This is a genomic window from Bacillus sp. M13(2017) (assembly GCF_002218325.1).
Classification (GTDB): domain Bacteria; phylum Bacillota; class Bacilli; order Bacillales; family Bacillaceae_G; genus Bacillus_A; species Bacillus_A thuringiensis_K.
This window is the reverse complement of record NZ_KZ268501.1, coordinates 45,975-70,292: the sequence shown is the minus strand read 5'-3', so window position 1 is coordinate 70,292 and position 24,318 is coordinate 45,975. Positions and strand designations below refer to the sequence as shown.

Sequence of the window (24,318 nt, the reverse complement as noted above, 5' to 3'; positions counted from 1 at the left end):
CTTTCTAATTTTTCTGTACATCCCATGCTTCGATAGCGAGTAGAACAGCCGCAAGAATTGGTTCATACATACTACCTGCTTCTTTTAACTGAACGTGTAATGCTTGTATATTCTCCTTGTATTTATTCATAATTGGTTCACTGTCTTGCTCATTTGCATTTGCAAAAAACTCAAGAAAAAGTGGTAAATAATCAGGTAATTCTTTATCCGTTACTTCAAAACCAGATTTTTTATAATGCTGCTTTAACTCTAATAATTCAATACCTCTTTCTCTTTGTTCACCAGTGTTCATATAAGTAAGATACATATTTGTTTTCTTACCAAAATCGAATGTATATACGTAACTATCAATGAGTTGATCATTCGTTTTATCTAGCGCTTGCTTTATAAAGGCTGTAAGTGATGCTTTAACTTCTTCCTTTTCTATCGTTTCAATCTCTTCTTGCAATTCAGTTACAGCTTCTCTCCACCCTAGTTCAGGATAGGAGAGAAGAAAAGAAGAACAAGAAAAAGCAGTTTGTAAACTTTGTTTCATCATTTTCTGCCCCCTTTATTTAAGAAATTGTCATACAAGAGCCTGGACCACCTGCGAATGCTAAACCACAGCTTCCTTGTTCGCTATATAAATCTGCCACTTGTTCACGATGAGTGCCCGGAATGACGAAGCGATCTTTATATTTCGCAATAGCAAGAAGACGATACATATCTTCTACATCCTGTTTCGTTAAACCAAGTTCTTTTAATACAGCTTCATTTGGCTCTTTATTAATTTGCAGCGCTCTCATATGCGTTCGCATAACAGCCATTTTCTTCAATGTAAGACGAATGTGTGATTCATCTCCTGCAGTGAGTAAATTCGCTAAATATTGAATTGGAATACGCATATTATCGATAGCAGGGAAAATCTCTTCTGCTTGCCAGTTACTGCCTTTCCCTTCCACCATATTCATAATTGGGCTAAGCGGCGGAATATACCAAACCATCGGCATTGTACGGTACTCTGGATGAAGAGGCAGAGCAATTTTCCAATCGATAATCATTTTATAGATTGGTGACTCTTGTGCTGCTTTAATCCATTCTTCAGGAATGCCTTGTTTTTTCGCTTCAGCTGCTACTTCTGGATCATTTGGATCTAGGAAAACAGTAAGCTGCGATTCATATAAATCTTTTTCGTCTTCAACAGAAGCTGCTTCTTTTACTTTGTCAGCGTCATATAGCATTACCCCAATATACCTGATACGTCCCACACATGTTTCTGAACAAATTGTTGGCATACCAGCCTCAATACGTGGGAAACACATTGTACATTTTTCAGCTTTATTCGTTTGCCAGTTAAAATACACTTTTTTATATGGACAAGATGATACGCAGAACCTCCAAGCACGACATGCATTTTGATCTACAAGAACAATGCCGTCTTCTTCACGTTTATACATCGCACCAGATGGACAAGATGATACGCAAGACGGATTCATACAATGTTCACATATGCGTGGTAAATACATCATAAAGACGTTTTCAAAATCTGTTTTAATTTCTTCTTCCATTTTCTTTACGTTCGGATCTTGTAATCCTGTTATATGTCCACCAGCTAAATCATCTTCCCAGTTCGGACCCCATTCAATTTTGTCGATAAATTCGCCTGTAATTGCTGATTTCGGACGAGCAACTGGTTGATGCTTACGCTGCGGGCTATTTGTTAATGTTTCATAATCATAATTCCAAGGTTCAAAGTAATCATCAATTGTTGGTTGATCTGGATTGTGGAAAATGTTCATAAGACGTTTCATTTTCGAACCAGATTTCAGCTGAATTTCACCATTTTTCAATTCCCAGCCGCCTTTATATTTCTCCTGATCTTCCCATTGTTTCGGATAACCAATTCCGGGCTTCGTTTCTACGTTATTGAAGTATATATATTCCGCACCTGGACGATTTGTCCAGGTGTTTTTGCACGTTACACTACAAGTATGACAGCCGATGCATTTATCTAGGTTCATTACCATTCCGACTTGCGCTTTAATCTTCAAGCCAATCTACCTCCTTCAGTTTACGGATTACAACATTTAAATCACGCTGGTTCCCAGTCGGACCATAATAGTTAAATCCATAGCTTAATTGGCCATATCCACCAATCATATGTGTTGGTTTAACATGAATACGGGTTGGACTATTATGCGTTCCCCCACGGGTGCTTGTTAATTTCGTACCAGGCACGTTAATGTGGCGATCTTGCGCATGGTGCATAAATGCCATTCCCCTCGGTATACGGTGCGTTACAACAGCACGCGCTACGACAACACCGTTACGGTTAAAGCACTCGATCCAATCATTATCAGCAACGCCAGCTTCTGCAGCGTCCTCTTTATTCATCCAAACAGTTGGACCACCTCTAAACAGCGTTAACATCGGTAATGAATCGAAATACATACTATGAATCGACCACTTATTATGCGGTGTTAAATAGTTTAGTGTAATCTCTTTCCCTTCTACTTCAGGGCGTGACTTACGGAACGGTTTATGTTGCAGAATTGGTTTAAATGTTGCCATCATTTCACCAAATTCTTTCATCATGTCATGGTCTAAGTAGAAAGATTGTCGACCAGTTATCGTTCTCCAAGGAATAAGACGTTCCACATTTGTTGTAAACGGTGAGTAACGTCGTCCACCTTTTTCTGAACCTGTAAAGGCCGGAGAAGTAATTACTGTTTTCGGTTGTGCTGTAATTTGTTCGAATGTAAAGCATTCTTCTTCACGTTCTTCTGCTAAATCACGTAATTTTAGATCTGTTTGTTTTTCAAGTGCTTCCCATGCTTTTACTGCCATATGACCGTTTGTTGTAGAAGAAAGCGTTAATACCGCTTCAGCAGCATTGATTGCTTCTTTTATGTCTGGGCAACCTTTCGCAATAGTATCCGTTCGAACAACTCCTAATTTGCTCTTTAATTGCTCATACTCTTTTTCTGCTGACCAAGAGATCCCTTTCGTACCAATCGGTTGTTTTCCGGCATTTGGTCCAAGTGCTGTCATTTTGTCATAAATCGTTTTATAATCCCTTTCAACAACATGAATTTGTGGCATCGTTTTACCCGGGATTGGTTCACATTCACCTTTACTCCAATCTTTAATCTTGCCAAGTGGTTGCGCTAATTCTTGCGGTGTATCATGAAGAAGTGGTGTTGCAACAACTTCTTTCATTGGCTCAAGCTCTATTTTCTTCGCTAAATCTGACACAGCTTTAGAAAGTGAAGTGAAAATATCCCAGTCAGAGCGTGCTTCCCACGGTGAACCGATTGCTGGATTAAATGGATGCACAAATGGATGCATATCTGTACTACTTAAATCATGTTTTTCGTACCAAGTTGAAGCAGGTAAGACGATATCAGAATACAGCGCTGTTCCAGCCATACGGAAATCTAAATTAATGAGTAAATCAAGCTTCCCTTCTGGTGCTTCTTCATGCCACTTAATTTCTTCTGGTCGTAATGAATCACTATCGTCATTCATTAATCCGTTTGTTGTACCTAATAAATGTTTTAAGAAATATTCATGCCCTTTACCAGAACTTGAAATTAAATTCGCACGCCAAACGAATAAGTTGCGCGGGAAGTTGTTTTTATTATCAGGATCTTCAATCGCAAATTTCAGTTCTTTTTCTTTTAATTTTTGTGCAACATATTTTCCGATTTCTTCTTGCGTTGTTGCACCAGCAGCAACAGCTTCTTTATATAATTCAATTCCATTTTTCTCGAATGTTGGATAAGAAGGTAACCAGCCGAGTCGTGCTGCTAATACATTGTAATCACCGTGATGTTGATAACGTGAGTTACCTTCAATTGGTGATGCTAAATGTCCAACAGGTGTATCTTCATAGCGCCATTGATCTGTTACGAAATAGAAGAAAGACGTACCATTTTGTAATTTTGGTGGCCCTTGCCAATCTTTTGCCATCGCGATTGTTTGCCATCCTTCTGCAGGTCGTAACTTTTCTTGACCAACATAATGCGCCCATCCCCCGCCGTTTACTCCTTGTGCCCCGACGAGAAGAACAAGATTTAAAACTGCGCGATAAATCGTATCAGAATTAAACCAATGGTTAATACCAGCTCCAACAATAATCATCGAGCGACCATTTGTATCAGCGGCATTTTGTGCGAACTCACGAGCGATTTGAATAATTAGTTCTCGTTTCACTCCTGTCATTTTCTCTTGCCATGCAGGTGTAAACGGTACATCATCATTGAAGTCTTTCGGCTCTTGTCCGCCAAACCCTCGGTTCACCCCGTAATTTGCTAACGTTAAGTCGTATACAGTTGTAACGAACACTTCGCCTTCTTCTGTCATAACCTTTTTCACTGGAATTGTACGTTCTAATACTTTGTTTCCATCATCAGAGAAGTACGGAATTTGTACCGTTCCAATCGTTTCTTCCATTCCAAGTAAAGAAAGACGTGGATCAATCTTTTCACCTGTTTCTTCATCTTCTAAACGCAAGTTCCATTTCTTTTCGTTATCCCAACGTGAGCCCATTGTGCCTTGAGGTGTTGCAAAATCATTCGTGTTCTCGTTCCAAAGAACAGGTTTCCATTCTCCTAACTTCGTTTCGCGTCCAATATCAGCAGCGTTTAAGAAACGATCAGCAACGAATTGATCTCCTTTTTGTTTCAATGTGACAAAGAAAGGAAAATCAGTATATTGCTTCGCATACTTTGTGAAATATTCCACTTGATTATCTACGTAAAATTCTTGTAAGATCACATGCCCCATTGCCATCGCAAGTGCACCATCTGTACCTTGTTTCACACTAATCCAATCATCCGCAAACTTTGTAGATTCAGCGAAGTCAGGACTGACAGAAACGACTTTCGTTCCTTTATATCGAACCTCTGCTAAAAAGTGAGCATCTGGTGTTCTCGTCATCGGTACATTTGAACCCCATGTCATAATGTAACCAGAGTTATACCAGTCACTACTTTCTGGTACATCTGTTTGATCGCCCCAAATTTGCGGAGAAGCTGGTGGTAAATCTGCGTACCAATCATAAAAACTAAGCATCGGCCCACCCATAAGTTGCATAAAACGACTACCAGCTGCATGACTTAACATCGACATAGCTGGAATTGGTGAGAAACCAACATTTCGGTCTGGACCGTATTTCATTACTGTATACAGTAATGAAGCTGAAACGAGTTGTAACACTTCATCCCAATTCGCACGAATGAATCCTCCTTTACCACGTGCCTGCTTATACTTTCGTGCTTTTTCAGGGTTTTCCACAATGCTTTTCCAAGCATCTAATGGTGACTCGTTATTTTGTAATTCTTCTTGCCACATATTCCAAAGAACACCACGTACATACGGATATTTCACACGAAGTGGACTATAAATGTACCAAGAAAAACTTGCTCCACGTGGACAGCCTCGCGGTTCAAAATCAGGCATATCAGGACCTGTTGTTGGATAGTTAAGCTCCTGTCCTTCCCAAGTTACAATTCCATCTTTCACATAAATGTTCCAACTACATGAACCAGTACAGTTCACGCCATGTGTAGAACGAATTACTTTATCATGCTGCCAACGCTTTCTGTACACATTTTCCCATTCACGATCTTCATATGTTTCTTGTGTATGATTATCGTTATAACGATCTATTGGTGAAAAATATTTTAAACGTCTCATTAGTGCTGAAGGTTTTTTCTTCATACTGTTCACTCCTTTAATACGTCTCTCTTACATACCCTTACTATAAGAGAGGTTGTAAAATACAGATGTGACATTTCGCACAGTTCAAGAGATTGTCAAAAATTCAGTAGAAAATAAGTTTGTGAGAAAACCTTTTGTTCCGTTGTGAAGGTTATGGTTAATCGTGATTATTAGGAGAATAGTATTTTGAGGTATCGACTATTTTGCAAAAGAAAAAGAATTTTGATATTATTTCAAAAATGCCATAAAGAAAAGAATATAAATTGTATGTAAGGAATTTTTTCTTCAATGTCATTTTTAATATCAAGTCTCATTTTACATAAAACTACAAATCATTATTTACTGTATTGCCCTTAGTTACGGAAACAATTATACTAGATATAATCAAAATAAATAATCTGAATATTCTCAGAATTAAAGGTGGAAGTTTTACTATCTATATATAGAATTAGAAATATGTCAACTAAATGGATTAGAAAACGATAATAACATTAGGAGGATTACGATGCCCCAGCTTGATTCATTACATCCCACTGTAGAAAAAATAATCAATAATATTGAAAAAATAATGGTCGGAAAACGAAAAGAAACAATCTTAGCTTTGACAGCTCTCTTAGCTGAAGGTCATGTGCTATTAGAAGATGTTCCTGGTGTCGGGAAGACAATGCTAGTACGTGCTCTTTCTAAATCCATTGATGCTGATTATAAGCGAATTCAATTTACACCTGATTTACTGCCGTCAGATGTAACAGGAGTTTCTATTTATAATCCGAAAGAGCTCCAATTTGAGTTCAAGCCTGGACCAATTATGGGGAATTTTGTACTTGCTGATGAAATTAATCGTACATCTCCAAAGACACAATCTGCTTTACTTGAATGTATGGAAGAAGGCAATATTACAATAGATGGTATTACAAGACCTTTACCAAAGCCGTTCTTTGTCATGGCTACACAAAATCCGGTCGAATATGAAGGAACATATTCTCTACCAGAAGCTCAGCTCGATCGTTTCTTATTGAAACTAAAAATGGGATATCCTACACCAGAGGAAGAATTTGAAATTTTAAACCGGATGGAAAAAACAAATCCACTCTCTCAATTACAGACCATTACTACAATACAAGAATTACTTTATTTACAACAAAGCGTACGGGTAGTAAGTATGGACAAAGCAATTAAGCATTACATTGTAAAGCTTGTTAATCAGACTCGTACGTACAGTTCTATACAGTTAGGTGCAAGTCCACGTGGTTCGATTGCTTTAATGAAAGCTTCACAAGCTTATGCATTTATCCATGGCAGGAATTATGTTATTTCAGACGATGTTAAACTTTTAGCCCCTTACGTTTTAGCACATAGACTCATTCTAAAAATGGAAGCAAAATTTGAAGGAATAACTGGCAAACAAGTTATCGCAAAAATCGTTGCACGAACTACCGTGCCTACTCAAAGGACGATGAACCCTTGATGAAACGAATGCTGCGAGCGCTATATCACGTTATGAAGTTATTGCTACTCCCTTTATGCCTAGTCTTAACATTTGTGTACGCTATGTTTCAAGGAGGGTTTGTAAGTTGGTTTTTATTTTACAGCATAATTCCCATTGCTCTTTATTCGCTACTACTCCCCTTCTACGCTTTACGGGACGCTGAAGTAAAGCGAATAACAAACCAAAATGGATATGTAGTAGGAGAACAATTTGTAAGCACGATTACAATAAAAAGAAAATTTCCTTTTCCCTTACTTTATTTAGTTATAGAAGATGCACTGCCACCACAATTTATAAGTTGTAAACAAATAAAGATGAATAAGGTAGTACTCTTCCCAGGATTGAAACGAAATATTTCGTTTCAATATGTTATTGACACAATCCCTAGAGGCGAGCACACTTTTTCAAGCGTTCGTGTCAAAACTGGCGATTTATTCGGCATGATGGAGAAAGAAGTAACTTTTTTAGTTCCAGATACATTTTTAGTCTATCCCCAGTATGTAGATATAGCGTATCGACAATTGGAAAATCATTTCGAACAAGGAGCGCTTTCAGCAAATATAAATTCAGCAAAAGACTCTACAATCTCGGTCGGTGTCAGAGACTATAAACCTGGCGATCGCTTTTCATGGATCGATTGGAAAGCAACTGCACGAACAAACAATATTATGACAAAAGAGTTTGAACAACAGCGCAGCCATAATATTATGATATTCATAGACAGAACCGAGTCTCCTCTATTCGAATCAGTCGTCACATTTACTGCCTCTATCGTAAGGGCTGTCTTGAAACAAAATTCACCAGCATCATTCGTGTCTATCGGAAAAGAACAAACCATTTTCCCTTTAGACAATGGAGATACGCAGTTACAACAAATCCTTTGTCATTTAGCAAAAGTACAAGCAGACAGTGTATTTCCGCTCTCCCAGAGTGTAGACATGGAACTAAGAAAAATTTATGAACCCGTCACGGTTATACTCGTGACCAGTAATCTTTCTCCCGATATTCAAAAGGCGGCTGATTGTGCTGCTATAAGAAATAGAAAATGTATGGTTTTTGTCGTGAAAGAAAAAGCGAATCAACTTTCACACCGAGAACTCAGTATACTAGAAACTCTAAAAAAACGACAAATATTTGTAAACACGGTTTATGAAAACCGGTATACAAACGTGTTTTTTGAGGTGAGCAAATGATGATATTACAAGCAAAATACAAGTGGGATACAAACAGATTCTTCATGCATGCATGTGTATTTCTTCTTTTACTAGAATGGATAAGACCTCTTATAGGTATTACAAATGTAGGTAGATTAGATATTTTCGTAACATTTATAGGAATTTGCTTCGCTCTCTCTTTTTTTCAAACGAGGTGGCAGATTCCTATAAAAATTGTCACAGTCTTATTTATCATTCATTCCCTATATTATAAAAATGCTTTTATAAATCCATCTTGGCTAACAACATTCTTTTCTGATATGTTTCGAAATTCCTCCCTGTTTTTCCAAGGGAATTTACTAGATATTTCTCCAGTTTTTCCGACGGTTTTATTTTTTCTCTCATTTTGGTTTTTGAGTTCTTTCACTTCATTTTGGATTATTCATAAAAAACGTGGGTTTCTATTCCTTGTATTGACTATTATTTATATCGCAACTTTTCATAACTTACATTTATACAATGCAAACTACGCTATTATTCGTACTGTTGTCATCGGCTTTTTTATGCTTAGTCTTCTTCAAGTAGAACGAATAAAAGAACGTGAACACTTACAAAATTATGCTAGAGAAATCTCAAAATTACTTAGACCACTTACAATATTTATCGTATTATTAGCAACCATTGCATACTTTGCTCCAAAATTTGGCCCTCAATGGCCAAACACAATGGATTTTTTAAAATTCAACACATCTGAAGCAAGTAAAGAACAAAAAGTTTCTACAATTGGGTATGGTTTAGATGACTCGCGATTAGGCGGTCCTTTTAAGGCGGATCCTACAATTGTTTTCACAGCACGAACGCAAAACAAACAATATTGGAGAGTAGAAACAAAAGATTTTTATACAGGAAAAGGCTGGGAAATTTCTGAAAATCCGAAAAAGATTTCTTTTAAAAATAAAAACGACGTCGTAAGCTGGTACGAACAAAATACAAAAACGAAAACGACTGAGGCAACAATTACCATGCAAAAAAGTTACCCTCACCTTACCTATCCAGCAGGATTAGTATCAGTTGAGGCTGCTTCTGATGTATCATACAGTGTTGACCCGTTTTCAGAAAAAATTTATACAATGAATGGAGACTCTTCTACTACTTTACATTCGTATAAAGTAACATATGAGATCCCTGAGTTTTCCATAGAAAACTTGAAAGCTGTAAAAACAAATGAAGGTCAAGAAACAAATCCTTATTTTATGACAAAGTACACACAACTTCCCAAGTCATTACCACAGCGCGTAAAAGACTTGGCTGTCAATCTTACAAATGATAAAGACAACCGATATGATAAAGTATTAGCTATTGAAAATTACTTTACAGACAACTCTTTTACATACGAATCAACAAATGTCTTATTCCCTGCCAAAAGCCAAGATTATGTAGATCAATTCCTTTTCGATACAAAAAGCGGCTACTGTAATAATTTTTCGACGTCTATGATTGTACTACTTCGTTCTGCCGGGATTCCTGCTCGCTGGGTAAAAGGCTATACAGAAGGAACTCTTGACAATACACTTGCCTCTGCAGAAGGTGAGGATGTTTATACAATCACGAACGATAACGCACACTCTTGGGTCGAAGTATATTTCCCAGGATACGGATGGATTCCATTCGAACCAACAAAAGGATTTACTAATCCCTATAATTTTATAAATAATACGCCTGCTCCTATTTCACAAAATAGCGAAGCAAATAATTCTAATAACACGCAAATACAACAACGAAATAATGAAGCAAAACTTAAAAGTTTAATAGAAAATACAGAAGAAGCTTCTACTAAAAAGGTTACAAATTCTCAAACTAGTTTTTCTTGGTGGTACGTATTCCTCTCTACGATACTAATTAGTATTATGGGATACATTCTCTTCACCACTAGAATGATATGGAGGACATTTCTTATTATTCATTTCTATAAATACCGAAAAGATGATGGTGTTTATCAAAAAGCTTACGGTGCACTTTTAAAACAATTTGCGAGAATTGGCATACCACGGAGTGAAAGTCAAACATTCCGAGAATACGCTCTCCATATCGATACACTTTACAACTCGGCCGATATGCAACAACTTACTGCCAGTTATGAGAACGCTATGTATAAACAGAGGCAGACTGCAGAAGAATGGAAGAAATCTGTACACTTATGGGAAGTGCTTATGAAAAAAGCAGCTTCTCTACCTAAATCAGATGACTTTGATACAGTTATTTAATCTTGAAAATGTGAGTTTAAAGAAAACGTCTCAAAGAACTACATTGTTCTTTGAGACGTTTTTTAATAAAGTGAAACTCCTAATTATTCTCCAAGTACCTTCTCAATCTCAACCTCTAAATCTACCGGCTTCGTCTGCGGCGCAAAACGCCCTACTACTTTCCCGTCTTTTCCAATTAGAAACTTCGTAAAATTCCATTTCACTGCTTTCATACCGAGTAAACCTGGTGCTTGTTCTGTCATGTAGGTATATAAAGGATGAGCCTTATCACCTTTCACATCAACCTTTGCAAACATCGGGAAGTTTACACCGTAGTTTAACTCACAAAAACTAGTAATATCTGCTTCTGTACCTGGCTCTTGTCCTCCAAATTGGTTACAAGGGAAACCGAGTATTTCTAGTCCTTGGTCCTTATATTTATCATACACCTCTTGTAATCCTTTATATTGAGGTGTGAAACCACATTTACTAGCTACATTTACAATAAGAAGTGCTTTTCCTTCATAATCTCTTAACGACTTTTCTTCACCTGTAATTGTTTTAGCTGAAAAATCATAAACTGTCATTGTCTTTGCCCCTCTCTTCACTATCATTCTATGTTTATACTATACTACATTCGTGAATATACAGCTCTTATTACGTACTTACACGCTGAAATGATAGCGCTTTATTTTTGTTCAAAAATTCGACAAAAAATACTAGACTTTTATTTTGGAAAGTTTTACAATTGAAATGTGAACAAAACGTGACAGTTTATATTCCATTATAAAAGAAAAGGATGGTGTCCATTATGAAAACTGCACAACATGAAACGATTTCAAATCGCGAGTTTTATTTCGTACTATATATGATGTTATTGTATGTTACTGGCTGGGTAATCGATGTAAATGGTTTATTCTTAAGCTCCTACTTTAATTTAGCAGGAGAGATTATGCTTCCATTAGTAGGCGGGATTGTTGGACTGTTCATTATGTCTATTAATAAACAACAAACGAAATAATAATATTACAAAAAGGCAGAAGACGAGCTTTCGTTTTCTGCCTTTTTTCTATTTTAGCGTATAATAGAAACATGCAGTATATAAGGAGTGGTAAATATGAAAAAAGTAGAGCAATTATCTTCTCACCTATATCTTATTGATGATTTCGATTTACAGCATAATGAACGAACAGGTACGTACGTTTTATTAGGTGACGATATTACTTTAATTGAAACTTGTGCAGCCCCTTCTCTTCCGTATATTTTAGACGGCTTACAACAATTACATATTGATTTAAACGATGTTAAAAACATTATCGTTACACATGTGCATTTAGATCACGCTGGCGCAGCTGGTTTAATGATGGAAAAGTGCCCAAATGCTACGTTATATGTGCATTCTCGTGGTGCTCGTCATATGATTGATCCAACAAAACTTATTTTAGGTGCAAAAGCTGTATACAAAGAAGATTTCGACAAACTTTTCGATCCCATTCTTCCTATAGAAGAAGAACGTGTTCGTATTGTACAACATGGTGATACATTACAAATTGCAGAAGACCGTAAACTTACATTTTACGATACACCAGGACATGCGAAGCACCATATTAGCATTCACGATTCATTAACAAACGGGATTTTTACTGGCGATACAATTGGAATTTATTATAGAGAACTCGCAGACGTTGATGTAGAGTTATATCTACCATCAACGTCCCCTTCACAATTCCAACCAGATGCGATGATTGCTTCTAAAAATCACATTCAAAGCATGAATGTAGATACTATTTATTTCGGTCATTACGGCGCATCCTCTCATGTTACAGAAGTATACAATCAATTGGAACATTGGTTACCTATTTTCATTCAGACTGGTAAGGAAGTCTTTGAACAGTATAATGATTTCGATGAAGCAACTAAAGCTTTACAAACTGTGTTAATGGATAAAATCTCTTCTCATCTTACAACGTTAAACGTTCCAGCTGATCATTCCGTTTATAATATTTTACATTTAGATATAGAAATTAGCGCAATGGGCATTATTGATTATTTCACGAAGCAAGAAAAAGCAAACTCCACTATTAACTAACAGTAAAAGAAGAGATATACAACAGTAGTTATTGTATATCTCTTCTTTTTTTGAATATATTTTGAGTAAAGGATGGTGGAATATAATGCAAAAAGTAATGCTATACCTCTGCTTCACATTATTTATCGTCTTATTATTATTTGTAGGAGTAAAAATTCAATTTTATTTAGATACAGACACGCAAGTGAACTTTAACGTTTATCCAAAATTATTCTACTTTACACTCTTCCCTCTTATAGTCGGCATTTTATTACGATTCCTTCAATCTATTAATCGCGAAACGAGTAAACAAAATTGGAGCTTTCAACCGGATAAATTTATCGCTATTACAGTGCCTACACTATTCATTTCCTTTTCCCCAGCACTCCTCTTTTCACCACTTGGCGAATACCTACCTTATTTAGTTAATATTATTCTAATAAATACAACTTTTGTTACGATTATTAGTTTAATAGCTGGTTATTCCCTTTTAGATTGTTTTATACAAAAGGATCATGCAGCGATGAAAAAATATAATTGAATGCTTTATTTTCTTTCAATAAAAAAAGCTCGAAGCTAAAGCTTTGAGCTTTTTTACTTATCTCACCTTTTCATTTACATACTCCATAAACTGCTCCGCTTTAATAAACCTTTCTTTGTACGCTTCAGGTACTTCTTCTACTGTTATCCCCCCACTCGATTTCGTTTTTACTAATACGGTTTGATATGACATTAATGCTTCCATATATTGTTCATACTCTTCAGGAGTTAATACTTCTTTACTAGATTTATGGCCATTTAATTTATCAAAATACGGCTGAAGCTCCATCTCTATTCTTTTCATTTCTTCTTTTTTAGCTGATGATAATTGATCGTAATCAATATTACCGTTTGAATCTCCGTACGCAAGCTTTGCATCTGTTAATTTTTTTAATTCTTTTGTAAACTCTTCATATTCCTTCGCACCCATTTCATCTTTCGCTTCTAATAATTTTGCACTAAAACGCATGTACGCCTCTAATGTCATCGCTCCAGCATGTTTTTTTAAATTCTCAAAAGAACCGTATATACCATCCGCCATAATAGATTGATATGCAAAACCGGTCGTAGGGATTAAAAGTGCTGCTGCAAGCACTCCGGCGATCAGGCGTCTCTTCACCTTACTTCCCCCGCGATTCATTTTGATTTGAACAATTATTTTTTCTTTTAACTCCGGCGGGGCAACAATTCCCTTCGCTTCTTCTCGTATAGATTCTCTAACTCTACAATCTAAACTCATTTCACATTCCCTACCTCTCCTAAAAAAATTTCTTCTACTTGCTCTTTTTGACGTAGTTTCTTTAATGCCGCATGAATTCTAGATTTCACTGTACCAATTGGAATATGTAATATTTGTGCTACTTCTTCTTGTGAATAATCATGTAAGTATCTTAAGATAATAACTTGTTTCAATTTATACGGTAATTTATGAATGAGTTCGATTAGTTTTTGGTTTGATATTTTACTTACAACATCGTTAGAAAAATCAATTTGCACTGGCTTTCTTTGCTCTTCTGCTTTTTTTATAATTCGTAGTCGCATCCACCTCTTTCTTCTATAAGAATGAATTTGTTTAATCGCAAGCCCAATTAGCCAAGGACGAAATGGCTTCTTCCTATCATATTTACGAAGCGATTCATATAGCTGTATGTATACTTCTTGAACGACATCATCTACATCCGTTTTATCTTCAATTAAAAAATGTGCTGTTTTATATACTTCTTGAATCGTTACATCATACAATTCGCTATACGCTTCTTTATTGCCTGATAAAGTTAATTGAATTAAATGTGCGTAATCTATTTCACCCTTCATATTCCAGCCCTCCTTTGTCTTACACTATATATTGGCAGGTAATTCATATTTCGTTCGATTTTTTAAAAGTTTTTTTATATAAATTAATATTATGATTCATTGAGTTCATAAGCTTCACTTATAATCAAACATAACTATTATATAATTTTCCAATTTCTAATGAACATTTAAAATGATTTATATAGTCAAATTTAGGAGGATATATGATGAAAGCTATCGTTGTAACGTCGTTCGGTGGTCCTGAAGTGATGAAATATACAGATGTGGATGTGCCGACTATTTCAGAAGACCAAGTTTTAATTCGCGTTGTTGCTACTAGTGTAAATTTCGCCGATATTAAATCCCGTTATGGTAAAAAAGGAAATAAAGCACTACCTTTTATACCAGGGATAGATGTCGCTGGTGTTGTAGAACGAGTCGGTTCTCATGTGAAAAATATTTATCCTGGACAGCGAGTCATCGCTTTTCCTCAAAATGGATCTTACGCAGAATACGTTGTCGCAAACGAAAATCTTACTTTTTCTTTACCTCATGAAGTCGATTTTCAAACTGCAGCTGCTTGTCCAATTGTATCTTTTACAAGCTATAATTTACTCGCTAATGTTGCAAGGCTTCAACAAGGTGAATCTGTACTCATTCATGCGGCTGCTGGCGGAATTGGCACTACTGCTATTCAACTTGCTAAACTATTAGAGGCTGGAACAGTTATAGGCATTGTCGGAAGTGAAGCAAAAAAAGAAATTGCTTTAGATGCTGGAGCTGATTATGTTATTTGTCATCAAGCTGAAGATTTTGTAGAGAAAGTCAATGAACTGACAAATGGTAAAGGGGTTGATGTAATTTTAGACTCTATTTCTGGAACGGTTTCTGAAAGAAGTTTAAACTGCCTTGCTTATTACGGTCGCCTCGTTCATTTCGGTAATGCTAGCGGTGAAATTGGTAACTTTCAAACGAAAGATTTACATGCAAGTTGCCGCTCTATACTCGGTTTTAGCTTTGGAACCACACGAAAAAAGCGTCCTGAACTGCTCCAAGAAACTGCAAATGAAGTTTTCCGTTATTTGCGTGACGGACGTTTACAAATTAAGGCTACGAAATCTTTTCCACTTCAAAATGCAGGGAAAGCACATGAATGGGTCGAAAGTAGAAAAAGTACAGGGAAAGTAATACTAACTGTTTAGTCCTCTTCCTGAAATGAATACTGGAAACAGAGGTGGCATTCATGGGATCACGAATTATGCATGTTATTATCGCTAGTGGTATTGCTGAGAAACTATCAATTCACGATAAGACTTCTTTCTTACTTGGAGCTGTAGCCCCTGATGCTGTTCATTCAAAAAAAGAAAAAGGAACCTCACATTTTTATGCCGGTACAACGAAGAACTATACGAGAAGAATAGATTATGATTCATTTTTTCATAAATATGAATCACATATAGATTCCCCATTTATTTTAGGCTATTATACCCACCTCATTGCCGATGATAATTGGCTAAGTGGATTTTTTCTACCTTGGCTAAAAAATAGAATAGAGAATGACGAAACTATCGCACCCCTGTACTATAACGATTTTAAATTGTTAAATGCAAAGTTGCTTCATCATTACGATCAAGAACAACAGCTTTTCTCTCTTCTCAATCAAGAGGCTCACATTGTGGATATTGAAGAGGTTTCTAAAGAAAACGTTTTAGAATTTCGAAAGTATCTTTTTGAAGATATGTTATATCCAAAGCAACATTTGCATGAAGACTTACAAGTATTTACGTTTGACCAAATCGTTGGCTATATTGAGACAGCTATTGAAAAAGGAGTATTTTTTATTAAACAACTCTCTAATGAAAAATCCACTTCAAAAATTTAATCCCCCTCAAATATATTTGAGGGGGATTTTCACATAGCAATATTATTATTGGTTCTTCTCCATAACCGCAAAATAATTCCCTTCACTATCAGCAAAGTTAAACACTTTACCAGAAGGCATAGTTACCATTTCTCCAACAGTAACATTTTTATTTGTTAAATCTGTATATAATTGATCAAGATTTTCTGAGAAGAACATTAGGGACGGTGTACCAAGATTCAATTCTGGGCTCATTTTAGAAATAACTTCTTTATTATGTAATATAATGCTCGTTTCTGCACCGCTTTTCGGAGCGATTTCAATCCATCTCATTCCTTGCTTATTATCTTCCTCTGCAACTACATGAAACCCTACCTTTTCCGTCCAAAAATTTACTGCCTCATCTTGATTATTTACATATAACATAATTTGTCCTACTTTATGGATCATTACATTTCCCCCTAATGGTTTTTATATTCTATGTAGCTTTCTACAAATACTATCGTTATTCCTTTTGAGTTGGTATGTACTTCTTTGCAAAATTTATCGACTGACTCATCCCATCCAGTTCATCAAAATAATCATTTCTTTCAATCATGTTATATCCGTCGAATCCAATTTTATCTAATACTTTGAAGAATATATCGAAATCTACTTCACCATTCCCTGCTGCGACTTCTATATACTTAGTTGAACGATCACTTTTCACTTCTTTACAATCTTTAATATGAGTTTGTACTATATAATCTTTTAATAGTAATAAACCTTCTCCCGGATTTTCATTTACATCACTTATTAAATTTGCTGGGTCAAAGTTAACAGCTAGTCCTTTCGAGTTTGCAGTTTCTAAAAATCGTTTTAATACTATTGCTTTTTCAGATCCCGTCTCAATGGCGAAGAATCCTCCAAATCTGAACGCTAAGTCCCCTATTTCATTACAAACACGTAGCATTTTATCATAGTACTCACTATTTTCATCCTCAGGGATTTTCCCAATATGGGCTGTTACTATGTTAGCTCCTAACCTTAACCCTTTATCAGTAATATATTTAAAACTCTCTATTACACATTCAGCTTCAGTTCCTATTATTCCATTTTCTCCGAAGCTAATTGCTAATGACGGGACTTGAATCTCATTAAAAGATAAGTTTTCTTTTAATGTATTCCATTGTATCTTTGAGATGTTAGCTAAGTTGAAAGTCGGATTCATAGCATATAATTGAATATATTCTAAATCCCATTCCCTTGCTTTTTGTATTCCTTCGTTTACTTCAATATATTTCGTATTCAAAAACATTCCTAATTTCCTATCCATATATGTACCTTCTTTTTATTATTTCGCATCATTTTAATATTCGACTTTTTTATATTATTTCCTCGTATAAACCAAATAAATAAACTACCCTTTTTTCGATACTCCCAGTAGAAGCATATATATGATAGGCACATTAAAAACACTAATACAATTCCCATTATCACTTGTTTACAAACAAAAAAGACGTAACTACAAATAGTTACGCCTTCTCCATCATTTATCTAGGCTTTTTCTTCCCAGTAAATGCTGGTTTCTTTTTCTTTGGTGCTTTCGGTTTCGTTTCTACGAATGATCCCTTGAACATTTCTTGCTTCGTAAATACAATGCCTAGTTTTTTCGCAAATTGCAGTAATTTACGCTCTTCTTGTGGTGTTACAAGAGACACGACAGTTCCTTCTTTACCCATACGTCCAGTACGTCCTGAGCGGTGAATATATTGGTCTACTGTGTCTGGTAATTCTAAGTGAATTACATGTGTTAAATCGTCAATGTCGATACCACGTGCTGCAATATCAGTAGCAAGTAGAATTTCTACTTTCCCTCCGCGGAAAGCACGCATTGTCGCTTCACGCTCTTGTTTACTTGCTTCTGCATGAAGAGCTGCTGCTTTCATTTTACGGAATTTCAATTTCTCAGTAATTTCATCTAAACGGAATGGGTCGTTTAAGAACGCAACTGCTTTTACATCGCCCATATGCATAATTCTTCTTACGTAATCATTTTTTTCGCGTCGCTCACAAATGATATACGTATGCTCAACTAAGCTTTTTGATTCTGCACGTGTTACACGTACTAATTGTGGTTCCACTGCTAAATCACGTGCCGCATCTTCTGCCGCTTTTGTCATTGTCGCCGAGAAGAATACTAATTGACGATCGCGCATCGTTGATTTAATTACATCTTGCACTGCGCCCATCATTTTTTGCTTTACAATTTGATCAAACTCATCAAATACAATTGTTTTTACTTCATGCATTTTTAGCTTTTTCATACGAATTAATTCTAAAATACGGCCTGGTGAACCGACAATTACTCTTGGGTGTTTCTTTAATTTTTCAACTTGGCGCTTAATATCTGCACCACCAATTAAAGATGCACCTGAAATTTCAGTTCCTGCTGTAAACTTTTGAACCTCTTCATGAATTTGCATTACAAGTTCACGTGTTGGCGCTAAAACAACAACTTGTGGCTGTTTTACTTCAGGATTAATTTTATGTAAAAGGGGTAATAAGTACGCTAATGTTTTTCCTGTTCCAGTTGGAGATTCAGCTATAACGTCTTGTCCTTCTAAAATAGTTGGAATCGCTTGTTTTTGAATTTCAGTTAACTCTTTAAAACCAGCCTTCTCCCAAGCTTGTTGTAAAAATGGTTGCATATCTTTTATCATTTGTTTTTCTCCTTTATCTCTATTTTTGAAGAAAATGCTGTATTGTTCGCACCGTTTCTATCATGTGTGAAATAACAGCTATTAAATCATCAACATGGTCTTCTGTAATCGCTTTTTGAAATAGAACCTCTACCTTATTATGATATGAAATCGCTTGCTTATTATATTCGTATGAAACTTTCTGCATAATCATTCTTTCTTTTCCCCATATAGAACGCATTAATGTTTCAATTTCTTCACATTTTACTTCTGGTTGTTCTAACGGGAATGAAAATGCTAGCTTCATCTCACAACCTGGTGTAAACTGAGGCACTTCTAGTATTTCACCAGACAAGTTCTTTGCATCCACAGATAATGAAAATGTTGCTTCTACTAATGGTTCAAACGGTTCTGTTAATTGAAATGAGATATGATATATACGACTTAATGAAGCAAGATCCATCATATCTTTTCGATCTGTTACAAGAATATCTCCATGTAGATCAAAATCATACACAGCACCTTCTACGATTACTTTTAAATTGTCAAAAGCAGTTGGATCAAACATAATTTCCTCCAAAAAACAGGCGCCTTTCGATGGAAAGGCGCCACTTGATGTATATATAGTTTACAGATAAACGAGATGAATTACAACCTTTTAGAATAAACCTACTGCTTTTCCATCTTCATTTACATCCATTTGAAGTGCTGCTGGCTGTTTTGGAAGACCTGGCATTGTTAACATTGTACCTGTTAACGCAACGATAAAGCCTGCACCGATAGATGGTTTTAACTCACGAATTGTAACGATAAAGTCAGATGGACGACCTAATTTTGTTGCATCGTCAGAAAGAGAGTATTGTGTTTTCGCCATACAAACTGGTAGGTTACTCCAACCTTCTCCTTCATATTGAGCTAATTGCTTACGTGCTTTCGGAGCAAATTCAATATCTTTTGCGCCATATACCTTTTGAGCAATTGTACGAATTTTTTCTTCTAATGGTAATTCTAATTCATAAAGTGGTGCGTAGTTGTTTTCACCTTTTTCGATTTCTTTTAGTACTTTTTCAGCAAGGTCAACTCCGCCTTGGCCACCTTTCTCCCAAACTTCTGTTAAGGATACTGCATAGCCACGCTCATTACACCACTCTTGTAAGTATGTAACTTCTGCATCTGTATCTGTAATGAATTTATTAATTGCAATTACGAAAGGCACACCGAAGCTTTGAATTGTTTCAACATGCTTCTGTAAGTTTTCCATACCTTTTGCTAATGCATCTACATTTTCTTCTTTTAATTGATCTTTTGCAACGCCACCATGCATTTTAAGCGCACGAATCGTCGCAACAATAACAACTGCTTCTGGTTTAATGCCAGCTGCACGAGCTTTAATATCTAAAAACTTCTCAGCGCCTAAATCAGCACCGAATCCAGCTTCTGTAATAACATAATCACCTAATTTTGCTGCCATTGTTGTAGCGATAACACTGTTACAACCGTGAGCGATATTCGCAAATGGTCCGCCATGAATGATAGCTGGTGTATTTTCTAACGTTTGTACTAAGTTCGGCTTTAATGCGTCTTTTAATAATAGTGTTAACGCACCTTCTACACCTAAATCTTTAACCGTTACAGGTTGATTTGCAAAGTTATAAGCAACTACGATGCGAGATAGACGTGCTTTTAAGTCTTGAATATCTGTTGCAAGGCAGAACACGGCCATAATTTCAGATGCTACTGTAATGTCAAAACCGTCTTCACGTGGTACACCTTGTACAGGTCCACCAAGACCAATTACTACGTTACGAAGGGCACGATCATTTAAGTCAACACAGCGTTTCCAAACAATTTTACGTGTATCAATTCCAAGTGGGTTTCCTTGTTGGATATGATTATCAATAAACGCTGCTAATGCGTTATTGGCAGTTGTGATCGCATGGATATCTCCAGTAAAGTGAAGGTTAATGTCTTCCATTGGTACGACTTGTGAAAAACCGCCACCTGCTGCTCCACCTTTTAATCCCATCGTCGGTCCAAGAGATGGTTCACGAAGTGCAATTACTGTTTTCTTACCAATTTTGTTAAAAGCTTGACCTAAACCAACTGTTACTGTTGATTTACCTTCTCCAGCTGGAGTTGGGTTAATTGCTGTTACTAAAACAACTTTACCGTCTTTCTCATCTTGTAAGCGCTTAAAAATATCAAGAGATAACTTACCTTTATAATGCCCGTATGGCTCTAATTCATCTTCTAAAATATTTAAATCAGCTGCAATTTCTTGAATCTTCTTCATACTCGCTTCTTGTGCGATTTCAATATCGGATTTCACTGTTGTAGTAGTTGTCATATACCCTAGTCCCCCTTTAATTGGTTCTGATGATATTGTATCAGTTTTTTGTATTTTCTGCACTTATTTACCTCCTAAAAATTCTTTCATTTCTTTATACGTTTTTTAACATAAATACCCATAAGAATGTTAACGATTGTTGCAACTCTGTAGGTAGTTGACCTAACATCTTCTCATTTACTCCGCGCTTATATACGCCGATGCCATCTACAACTTTAAAACCTTGTTCTTTCGCTAACTGTTCAAATTCCCAAGGCATCATTGTATTACAAACAACGTCTTTTCCGTACAAGCGAGGATAACTATTCTCTCGTGGCTTTGCTGTCGGTCCTAAAATTGCAATACATGCATATCCATCTTTCTTTAACACACGCTTTATTTCATTTAACGCTCGTAATGGCTCTTCCGTCCATTCTAAAGAATTAATTGCCATAATTGATTCAAATTGCTCATTTTCAAATGGTAATGCAGAAAGATCTCCTTTTATAAAAGATAAATTTGGTCCTTCCCCGCGCTCCTTACCTTTTTGAATCATCACTTCCGATAAATCTACTCCCACTGCTTTATAGCCTGCGCGACTTAATTTATATGTACCGTACCCATCACCACAACCAACATCGAGCACTAGTGCTTCTTTCTTCACGTATTGTTCAAAAAACGGAATAATTGTGCTCCTACTCCCGCTGTCCCACATCTCTTGACTATTTTGATTCCAAAACTCTGCACTACTATCCCATTTCTTTTCTGCTGATTCATGCCAATTAAATTTCGTCATACATTCCCCTACCTTCACGCTTTATCACTCATTTCATTCTACATCATTTTCCAAAATTCCTGTTTTATCCCGCTTGTAGTAAGACACCTACCTCAAAATTCAATGGATGCGGACCAGTTAATGGGAGAGAACTGCTAATAAAAATCCAATTGTTGCTGGCTGATAATCAGTCCTAGTGAAAAAAATCCCACACTCTATCTTCAATAGGAGATGGATATGTTAACGATGGAATACGTATTCTCCATTTTTTGCTTTACTTGGGTTTAACTCATACTCATGCTCTTCTCATTTTGAAAGATACTATAGATACACCCAATTGAAAGAGAGGGATGTACATGCGAAGAAAGAGAAATCATCATTTTAAAAGTGGTGAAAAAAACGAAGAGTATGCTGCTGAAATATCACCAGCTGGCATTCCAATTAGACATAAGCGTAAAGAAATTGCAAATGAAATAGAAGGTACAAATACCGGCGCAATGGTAGGCTATGTCGCTTTATTTCTTTCGTTATTCTCCATTGCTTTTTATCCAGTTACGCTCGGCTCCCTAGCAATTTTAGTTGGCCTATTAGCTGTCAATTTCGGAGCAAGAACACTTGGATATACAGCAATTGGTTTTGGTAGTTTTTCTGTTTTATTTACTTTACTTTATCCCCTTGCTTTGTCAGCGTTTTAAAAAAACACACCAAGTTATACTTGGTGTGTTCATTCGTGATACAACATAATATGACCGCATCCACAGCAATGTTTCGCTGTAATTTCTTGAAACACTGGATAATTTTCTTCATCCCTATGCTCAATAAAAACCTTTTCAAAACGGTACATGTTTGGCGCATATGCCCAATCTTGTTTCGTACGTGCATATAACGTTGAGGAAAAAAACTCCTCACCACCGCAAACGATACATGTATTCTTCATCGCTATCCCTCCTATGCTTGTCTTACTTCATCTATATGAACATAAGCATAAAAAAAAGACCTTCTATTACTAGAAAGTCTTCTCTGAAACAAAAAGAAATGTACCAAACATTCCTACTCCGCTATATTCTTTTGAAACACCAGCTTCTGTTTTAAATGTTTGCTTTACAGTCATAAAGAATACACCATTTCGTGCATCTGTACTTTCAAATTGTAGTTTTTCTTTTTTACCATCTACATTTTGCGTGCATTCAAAACTACTCTCGTTACAATTCAACGCATACTTATCCTGTACATACACTTTAAAATCTGATTCTTTCGGACAAGTTATAAGTAATATTGCCACGAGAATAATACTTATAATACCCACAATTGTATAATATTTCTTCATTTGTACTCCTTTCAAATGACAAGAAAACTTGACTTCATACGCCAAGTTTTCTTAGTCAACAACCCATTGCCACTCTTGTTCTTTCTTATCAAAAATGAGCCAACCTGTTTCTGTTGCTTCCTCTTTCAATTCATCGATATTATCTAACACCTCATCCGTACTTTCATACGAACCAACTACATATACCGGAATTTCAAGACCTCTTCTTGACTCAATCTTCCCTGCTAGATCTATGTAAAGACCATCTTCCATTAGTGGAATAAGTCCCATAATCAATTCTTTTGAAATCGCTGGGAAAATTTTTGATTTTTGGAAGAAAGAAAAACGTTTCTTACCGAAAGCACCGAGTTTATACGGAATGACTTTACTTAACATTCCTACAAAATCAGCAATTCTACGATAATACACTTTGTTGTACCATCCGTCATCATGTGAAAAATAAACAAATCTATTTTTCAACAGCGGAAAGAATGTTCTTGCAAGTGGTTCTTTTTTGTGAGCCAAATATAATAATTCTGCAATTTCTTTCGGCTCTAATTCATCTAAATCGCTTGCATCATCAAAATCTACCCAACAAAATTCATCAAATTCATCAATCTCTGCTTGAATTAACTTATGTATATTTTCTTCCTCAACATATTCAAATAAAGTATGATAATGAAAATCCGTCCATTCGAAGTTGTGCTTCAAAAGCAACACTTGATGAAGCGGTGAAGGGATGTTACTCGCAAACTCTTTAAACGTAATTCCTGATGTAATAAAACAATGACCTCGACGATTACCATTAATATATATCATATTCTTTACTTGGTCAGATCCTCCAGACAAAGCACCTAGCCACCTTCGTTTTATATGTTT

24 protein-coding genes are annotated in these 24,318 nt (G+C 36.1%); 9 read left to right on the top strand and 15 right to left on the bottom strand.

Annotated elements, in window-relative coordinates; all coding sequences use genetic code 11:
- Window positions 1-4: 4 nt before the first annotated feature.
- From narJ to CGQ22_RS06590, 3 genes are read right to left on the bottom strand one after another with little or no spacing between them, the layout of a single operon-like run.
- Window positions 5-535, bottom strand: coding sequence for a nitrate reductase molybdenum cofactor assembly chaperone (narJ, locus tag CGQ22_RS06600; protein WP_033703548.1), 531 nt, complete (start codon window positions 533-535; stop codon window positions 5-7).
- Window positions 536-554: 19 nt separating this feature from the next.
- Window positions 555-2,030, bottom strand: a complete 1,476-nt coding sequence (gene narH, locus CGQ22_RS06595) for a nitrate reductase subunit beta (protein WP_061884106.1) — start codon at window positions 2,028-2,030, stop codon at window positions 555-557.
- The gene (locus CGQ22_RS06590) at window positions 2,020-5,703 is read right to left on the bottom strand and encodes a nitrate reductase subunit alpha (protein WP_089148425.1); all 3,684 of its coding nucleotides are present in this window, start codon (window positions 5,701-5,703) and stop codon (window positions 2,020-2,022) included. The genes narH and CGQ22_RS06590 overlap by 11 nt, the downstream gene beginning before the upstream one ends.
- Window positions 5,704-6,208: 505 nt before the next feature.
- On the opposite strand from CGQ22_RS06590, the gene CGQ22_RS06585 reads away from it, so the two are divergent.
- From CGQ22_RS06585 to CGQ22_RS06575, 3 genes are read left to right on the top strand one after another with little or no spacing between them, the layout of a single operon-like run.
- Entirely contained in the window at window positions 6,209-7,171 is a 963-nt protein-coding gene (locus CGQ22_RS06585; RefSeq protein WP_001135813.1) for an AAA family ATPase, read from the top strand.
- Window positions 7,171-8,385, top strand: a complete 1,215-nt coding sequence (locus CGQ22_RS06580) for a DUF58 domain-containing protein (RefSeq protein WP_000827539.1) — start codon at window positions 7,171-7,173, stop codon at window positions 8,383-8,385. The genes CGQ22_RS06585 and CGQ22_RS06580 overlap by 1 nt, the downstream gene beginning before the upstream one ends.
- A complete protein-coding gene (locus tag CGQ22_RS06575; protein ID WP_089148424.1) occupies window positions 8,382-10,610 on the top strand; it encodes a transglutaminase TgpA family protein in 2,229 nt (742 codons plus the stop codon). The genes CGQ22_RS06580 and CGQ22_RS06575 overlap by 4 nt, the downstream gene beginning before the upstream one ends.
- A gap of 83 nt (window positions 10,611-10,693) precedes the next feature.
- Here the strand turns inward: CGQ22_RS06575 and bsaA are convergent, their stop codons facing one another.
- Complete coding sequence (gene bsaA / locus CGQ22_RS06570) at window positions 10,694-11,176, bottom strand: glutathione peroxidase (RefSeq protein WP_000219442.1); 483 nt, start codon at window positions 11,174-11,176, stop codon at window positions 10,694-10,696.
- Window positions 11,177-11,400: 224 nt separating this feature from the next.
- Between bsaA and CGQ22_RS06565 the strand changes: the two genes are divergently transcribed.
- The 3 genes from CGQ22_RS06565 (at window position 11,401) to CGQ22_RS06555 (ending at window position 13,198) form a co-directional block, all read left to right on the top strand.
- Window positions 11,401-11,610, top strand: a complete 210-nt coding sequence (locus CGQ22_RS06565; RefSeq protein WP_000844984.1) for a DUF3925 domain-containing protein — start codon at window positions 11,401-11,403, stop codon at window positions 11,608-11,610.
- Window positions 11,611-11,706: 96 nt separating this feature from the next.
- Entirely contained in the window at window positions 11,707-12,678 is a 972-nt protein-coding gene (locus CGQ22_RS06560; protein WP_000754971.1) for an MBL fold metallo-hydrolase, read from the top strand.
- A gap of 85 nt (window positions 12,679-12,763) precedes the next feature.
- Complete coding sequence (locus CGQ22_RS06555) at window positions 12,764-13,198, top strand: hypothetical protein (protein ID WP_001174540.1); 435 nt, start codon at window positions 12,764-12,766, stop codon at window positions 13,196-13,198.
- 57 nt (window positions 13,199-13,255) lie between these two features.
- On the opposite strand, the gene CGQ22_RS06550 is transcribed toward CGQ22_RS06555, so the two are convergent.
- Window positions 13,256-13,936, bottom strand: coding sequence for a DUF3600 domain-containing protein (locus CGQ22_RS06550; RefSeq protein WP_000050698.1), 681 nt, complete (start codon window positions 13,934-13,936; stop codon window positions 13,256-13,258).
- Window positions 13,933-14,511, bottom strand: a complete 579-nt coding sequence (locus CGQ22_RS06545) for a sigma-70 family RNA polymerase sigma factor (RefSeq protein ID WP_000675554.1) — start codon at window positions 14,509-14,511, stop codon at window positions 13,933-13,935. The genes CGQ22_RS06550 and CGQ22_RS06545 overlap by 4 nt, the downstream gene beginning before the upstream one ends.
- A gap of 206 nt (window positions 14,512-14,717) precedes the next feature.
- Here CGQ22_RS06545 and CGQ22_RS06540 point away from each other — a divergent pair, with 206 nt between their 5' ends.
- A complete protein-coding gene (locus CGQ22_RS06540) occupies window positions 14,718-15,692 on the top strand; it encodes a quinone oxidoreductase family protein (RefSeq protein WP_000644654.1) in 975 nt (324 codons plus the stop codon).
- Window positions 15,693-15,733: 41 nt separating this feature from the next.
- Complete coding sequence (locus CGQ22_RS06535) at window positions 15,734-16,372, top strand: zinc dependent phospholipase C family protein (RefSeq protein WP_000535631.1); 639 nt, start codon at window positions 15,734-15,736, stop codon at window positions 16,370-16,372.
- A 45-nt stretch (window positions 16,373-16,417) separates the two neighbouring features.
- Here CGQ22_RS06535 and CGQ22_RS06530 read toward each other — a convergent pair whose 3' ends face one another.
- The 6 genes from CGQ22_RS06530 to CGQ22_RS06505 form a co-directional block, all read right to left on the bottom strand.
- Window positions 16,418-16,801, bottom strand: a complete 384-nt coding sequence (locus CGQ22_RS06530) for a VOC family protein (RefSeq protein ID WP_000581467.1) — start codon at window positions 16,799-16,801, stop codon at window positions 16,418-16,420.
- A gap of 55 nt (window positions 16,802-16,856) precedes the next feature.
- The gene (locus tag CGQ22_RS06525) at window positions 16,857-17,666 is read right to left on the bottom strand and encodes a sugar phosphate isomerase/epimerase family protein (protein WP_000375222.1); all 810 of its coding nucleotides are present in this window, start codon (window positions 17,664-17,666) and stop codon (window positions 16,857-16,859) included.
- A 217-nt stretch (window positions 17,667-17,883) separates the two neighbouring features.
- A complete protein-coding gene (locus CGQ22_RS06520) occupies window positions 17,884-19,053 on the bottom strand; it encodes a DEAD/DEAH box helicase (protein ID WP_000588614.1) in 1,170 nt (389 codons plus the stop codon).
- Window positions 19,054-19,072: 19 nt separating this feature from the next.
- On the bottom strand, window positions 19,073-19,600 hold the full coding sequence (locus tag CGQ22_RS06515) for a hypothetical protein (RefSeq protein WP_000460219.1): 528 nt from the start codon (window positions 19,598-19,600) through the stop codon (window positions 19,073-19,075).
- 90 nt (window positions 19,601-19,690) lie between these two features.
- Window positions 19,691-21,379: a formate--tetrahydrofolate ligase gene (locus CGQ22_RS06510; RefSeq protein ID WP_033672993.1), complete on the bottom strand. Its 1,689-nt coding sequence runs from the start codon at window positions 21,377-21,379 to the stop codon at window positions 19,691-19,693.
- A gap of 94 nt (window positions 21,380-21,473) precedes the next feature.
- Window positions 21,474-22,154, bottom strand: coding sequence for a class I SAM-dependent methyltransferase (locus CGQ22_RS06505; protein ID WP_000160041.1), 681 nt, complete (start codon window positions 22,152-22,154; stop codon window positions 21,474-21,476).
- A gap of 335 nt (window positions 22,155-22,489) precedes the next feature.
- Here CGQ22_RS06505 and CGQ22_RS06500 point away from each other — a divergent pair, with 335 nt between their 5' ends.
- Window positions 22,490-22,828, top strand: a complete 339-nt coding sequence (locus CGQ22_RS06500) for a hypothetical protein (RefSeq protein WP_001253201.1) — start codon at window positions 22,490-22,492, stop codon at window positions 22,826-22,828.
- 29 nt (window positions 22,829-22,857) lie between these two features.
- On the opposite strand, the gene CGQ22_RS06495 is transcribed toward CGQ22_RS06500, so the two are convergent.
- The 3 genes from CGQ22_RS06495 to CGQ22_RS06485 all read right to left on the bottom strand — a co-directional run bounded on the left by CGQ22_RS06495 (window position 22,858) and on the right by CGQ22_RS06485 (window position 24,288).
- On the bottom strand, window positions 22,858-23,070 hold the full coding sequence (locus CGQ22_RS06495; RefSeq protein WP_000798747.1) for a hypothetical protein: 213 nt from the start codon (window positions 23,068-23,070) through the stop codon (window positions 22,858-22,860).
- A 69-nt stretch (window positions 23,071-23,139) separates the two neighbouring features.
- Entirely contained in the window at window positions 23,140-23,460 is a 321-nt protein-coding gene (locus tag CGQ22_RS06490) for a hypothetical protein (RefSeq protein WP_000761174.1), read from the bottom strand.
- Window positions 23,461-23,511: 51 nt separating this feature from the next.
- The gene (locus tag CGQ22_RS06485) at window positions 23,512-24,288 is read right to left on the bottom strand and encodes an oxalate:formate antiporter (protein WP_000014087.1); all 777 of its coding nucleotides are present in this window, start codon (window positions 24,286-24,288) and stop codon (window positions 23,512-23,514) included.
- Between the last annotated feature and the right edge of the window lie 30 nt (window positions 24,289-24,318).

Coding starts and splice junctions, on each gene's coding strand:
- narJ (WP_033703548.1), bottom strand. CDS start 535: ATGAAACAAAGTTTACAAACTGCTTTTTCTTGTTCTTCTTTTCTTCTC.
- CGQ22_RS06590 (WP_089148425.1), bottom strand. CDS start 5,703: ATGAAGAAAAAACCTTCAGCACTAATGAGACGTTTAAAATATTTTTCA.
- CGQ22_RS06585 (WP_001135813.1), top strand. CDS start 6,209: ATGCCCCAGCTTGATTCATTACATCCCACTGTAGAAAAAATAATCAAT.
- CGQ22_RS06580 (WP_000827539.1), top strand. CDS start 7,171: ATGAAACGAATGCTGCGAGCGCTATATCACGTTATGAAGTTATTGCTA.
- CGQ22_RS06575 (WP_089148424.1), top strand. CDS start 8,382: ATGATGATATTACAAGCAAAATACAAGTGGGATACAAACAGATTCTTC.
- bsaA (WP_000219442.1), bottom strand. CDS start 11,176: ATGACAGTTTATGATTTTTCAGCTAAAACAATTACAGGTGAAGAAAAG.
- CGQ22_RS06565 (WP_000844984.1), top strand. CDS start 11,401: ATGAAAACTGCACAACATGAAACGATTTCAAATCGCGAGTTTTATTTC.
- CGQ22_RS06560 (WP_000754971.1), top strand. CDS start 11,707: ATGAAAAAAGTAGAGCAATTATCTTCTCACCTATATCTTATTGATGAT.
- CGQ22_RS06555 (WP_001174540.1), top strand. CDS start 12,764: ATGCAAAAAGTAATGCTATACCTCTGCTTCACATTATTTATCGTCTTA.
- CGQ22_RS06550 (WP_000050698.1), bottom strand. CDS start 13,936: ATGAGTTTAGATTGTAGAGTTAGAGAATCTATACGAGAAGAAGCGAAG.
- CGQ22_RS06545 (WP_000675554.1), bottom strand. CDS start 14,511: ATGAAGGGTGAAATAGATTACGCACATTTAATTCAATTAACTTTATCA.
- CGQ22_RS06540 (WP_000644654.1), top strand. CDS start 14,718: ATGAAAGCTATCGTTGTAACGTCGTTCGGTGGTCCTGAAGTGATGAAA.
- CGQ22_RS06535 (WP_000535631.1), top strand. CDS start 15,734: ATGGGATCACGAATTATGCATGTTATTATCGCTAGTGGTATTGCTGAG.
- CGQ22_RS06530 (WP_000581467.1), bottom strand. CDS start 16,801: ATGATCCATAAAGTAGGACAAATTATGTTATATGTAAATAATCAAGAT.
- CGQ22_RS06525 (WP_000375222.1), bottom strand. CDS start 17,666: ATGGATAGGAAATTAGGAATGTTTTTGAATACGAAATATATTGAAGTA.
- CGQ22_RS06520 (WP_000588614.1), bottom strand. CDS start 19,053: ATGATAAAAGATATGCAACCATTTTTACAACAAGCTTGGGAGAAGGCT.
- CGQ22_RS06515 (WP_000460219.1), bottom strand. CDS start 19,600: ATGTTTGATCCAACTGCTTTTGACAATTTAAAAGTAATCGTAGAAGGT.
- CGQ22_RS06510 (WP_033672993.1), bottom strand. CDS start 21,379: ATGACAACTACTACAACAGTGAAATCCGATATTGAAATCGCACAAGAA.
- CGQ22_RS06505 (WP_000160041.1), bottom strand. CDS start 22,154: ATGACGAAATTTAATTGGCATGAATCAGCAGAAAAGAAATGGGATAGT.
- CGQ22_RS06500 (WP_001253201.1), top strand. CDS start 22,490: ATGCGAAGAAAGAGAAATCATCATTTTAAAAGTGGTGAAAAAAACGAA.
- CGQ22_RS06495 (WP_000798747.1), bottom strand. CDS start 23,070: ATGAAGAATACATGTATCGTTTGCGGTGGTGAGGAGTTTTTTTCCTCA.
- CGQ22_RS06490 (WP_000761174.1), bottom strand. CDS start 23,460: ATGAAGAAATATTATACAATTGTGGGTATTATAAGTATTATTCTCGTG.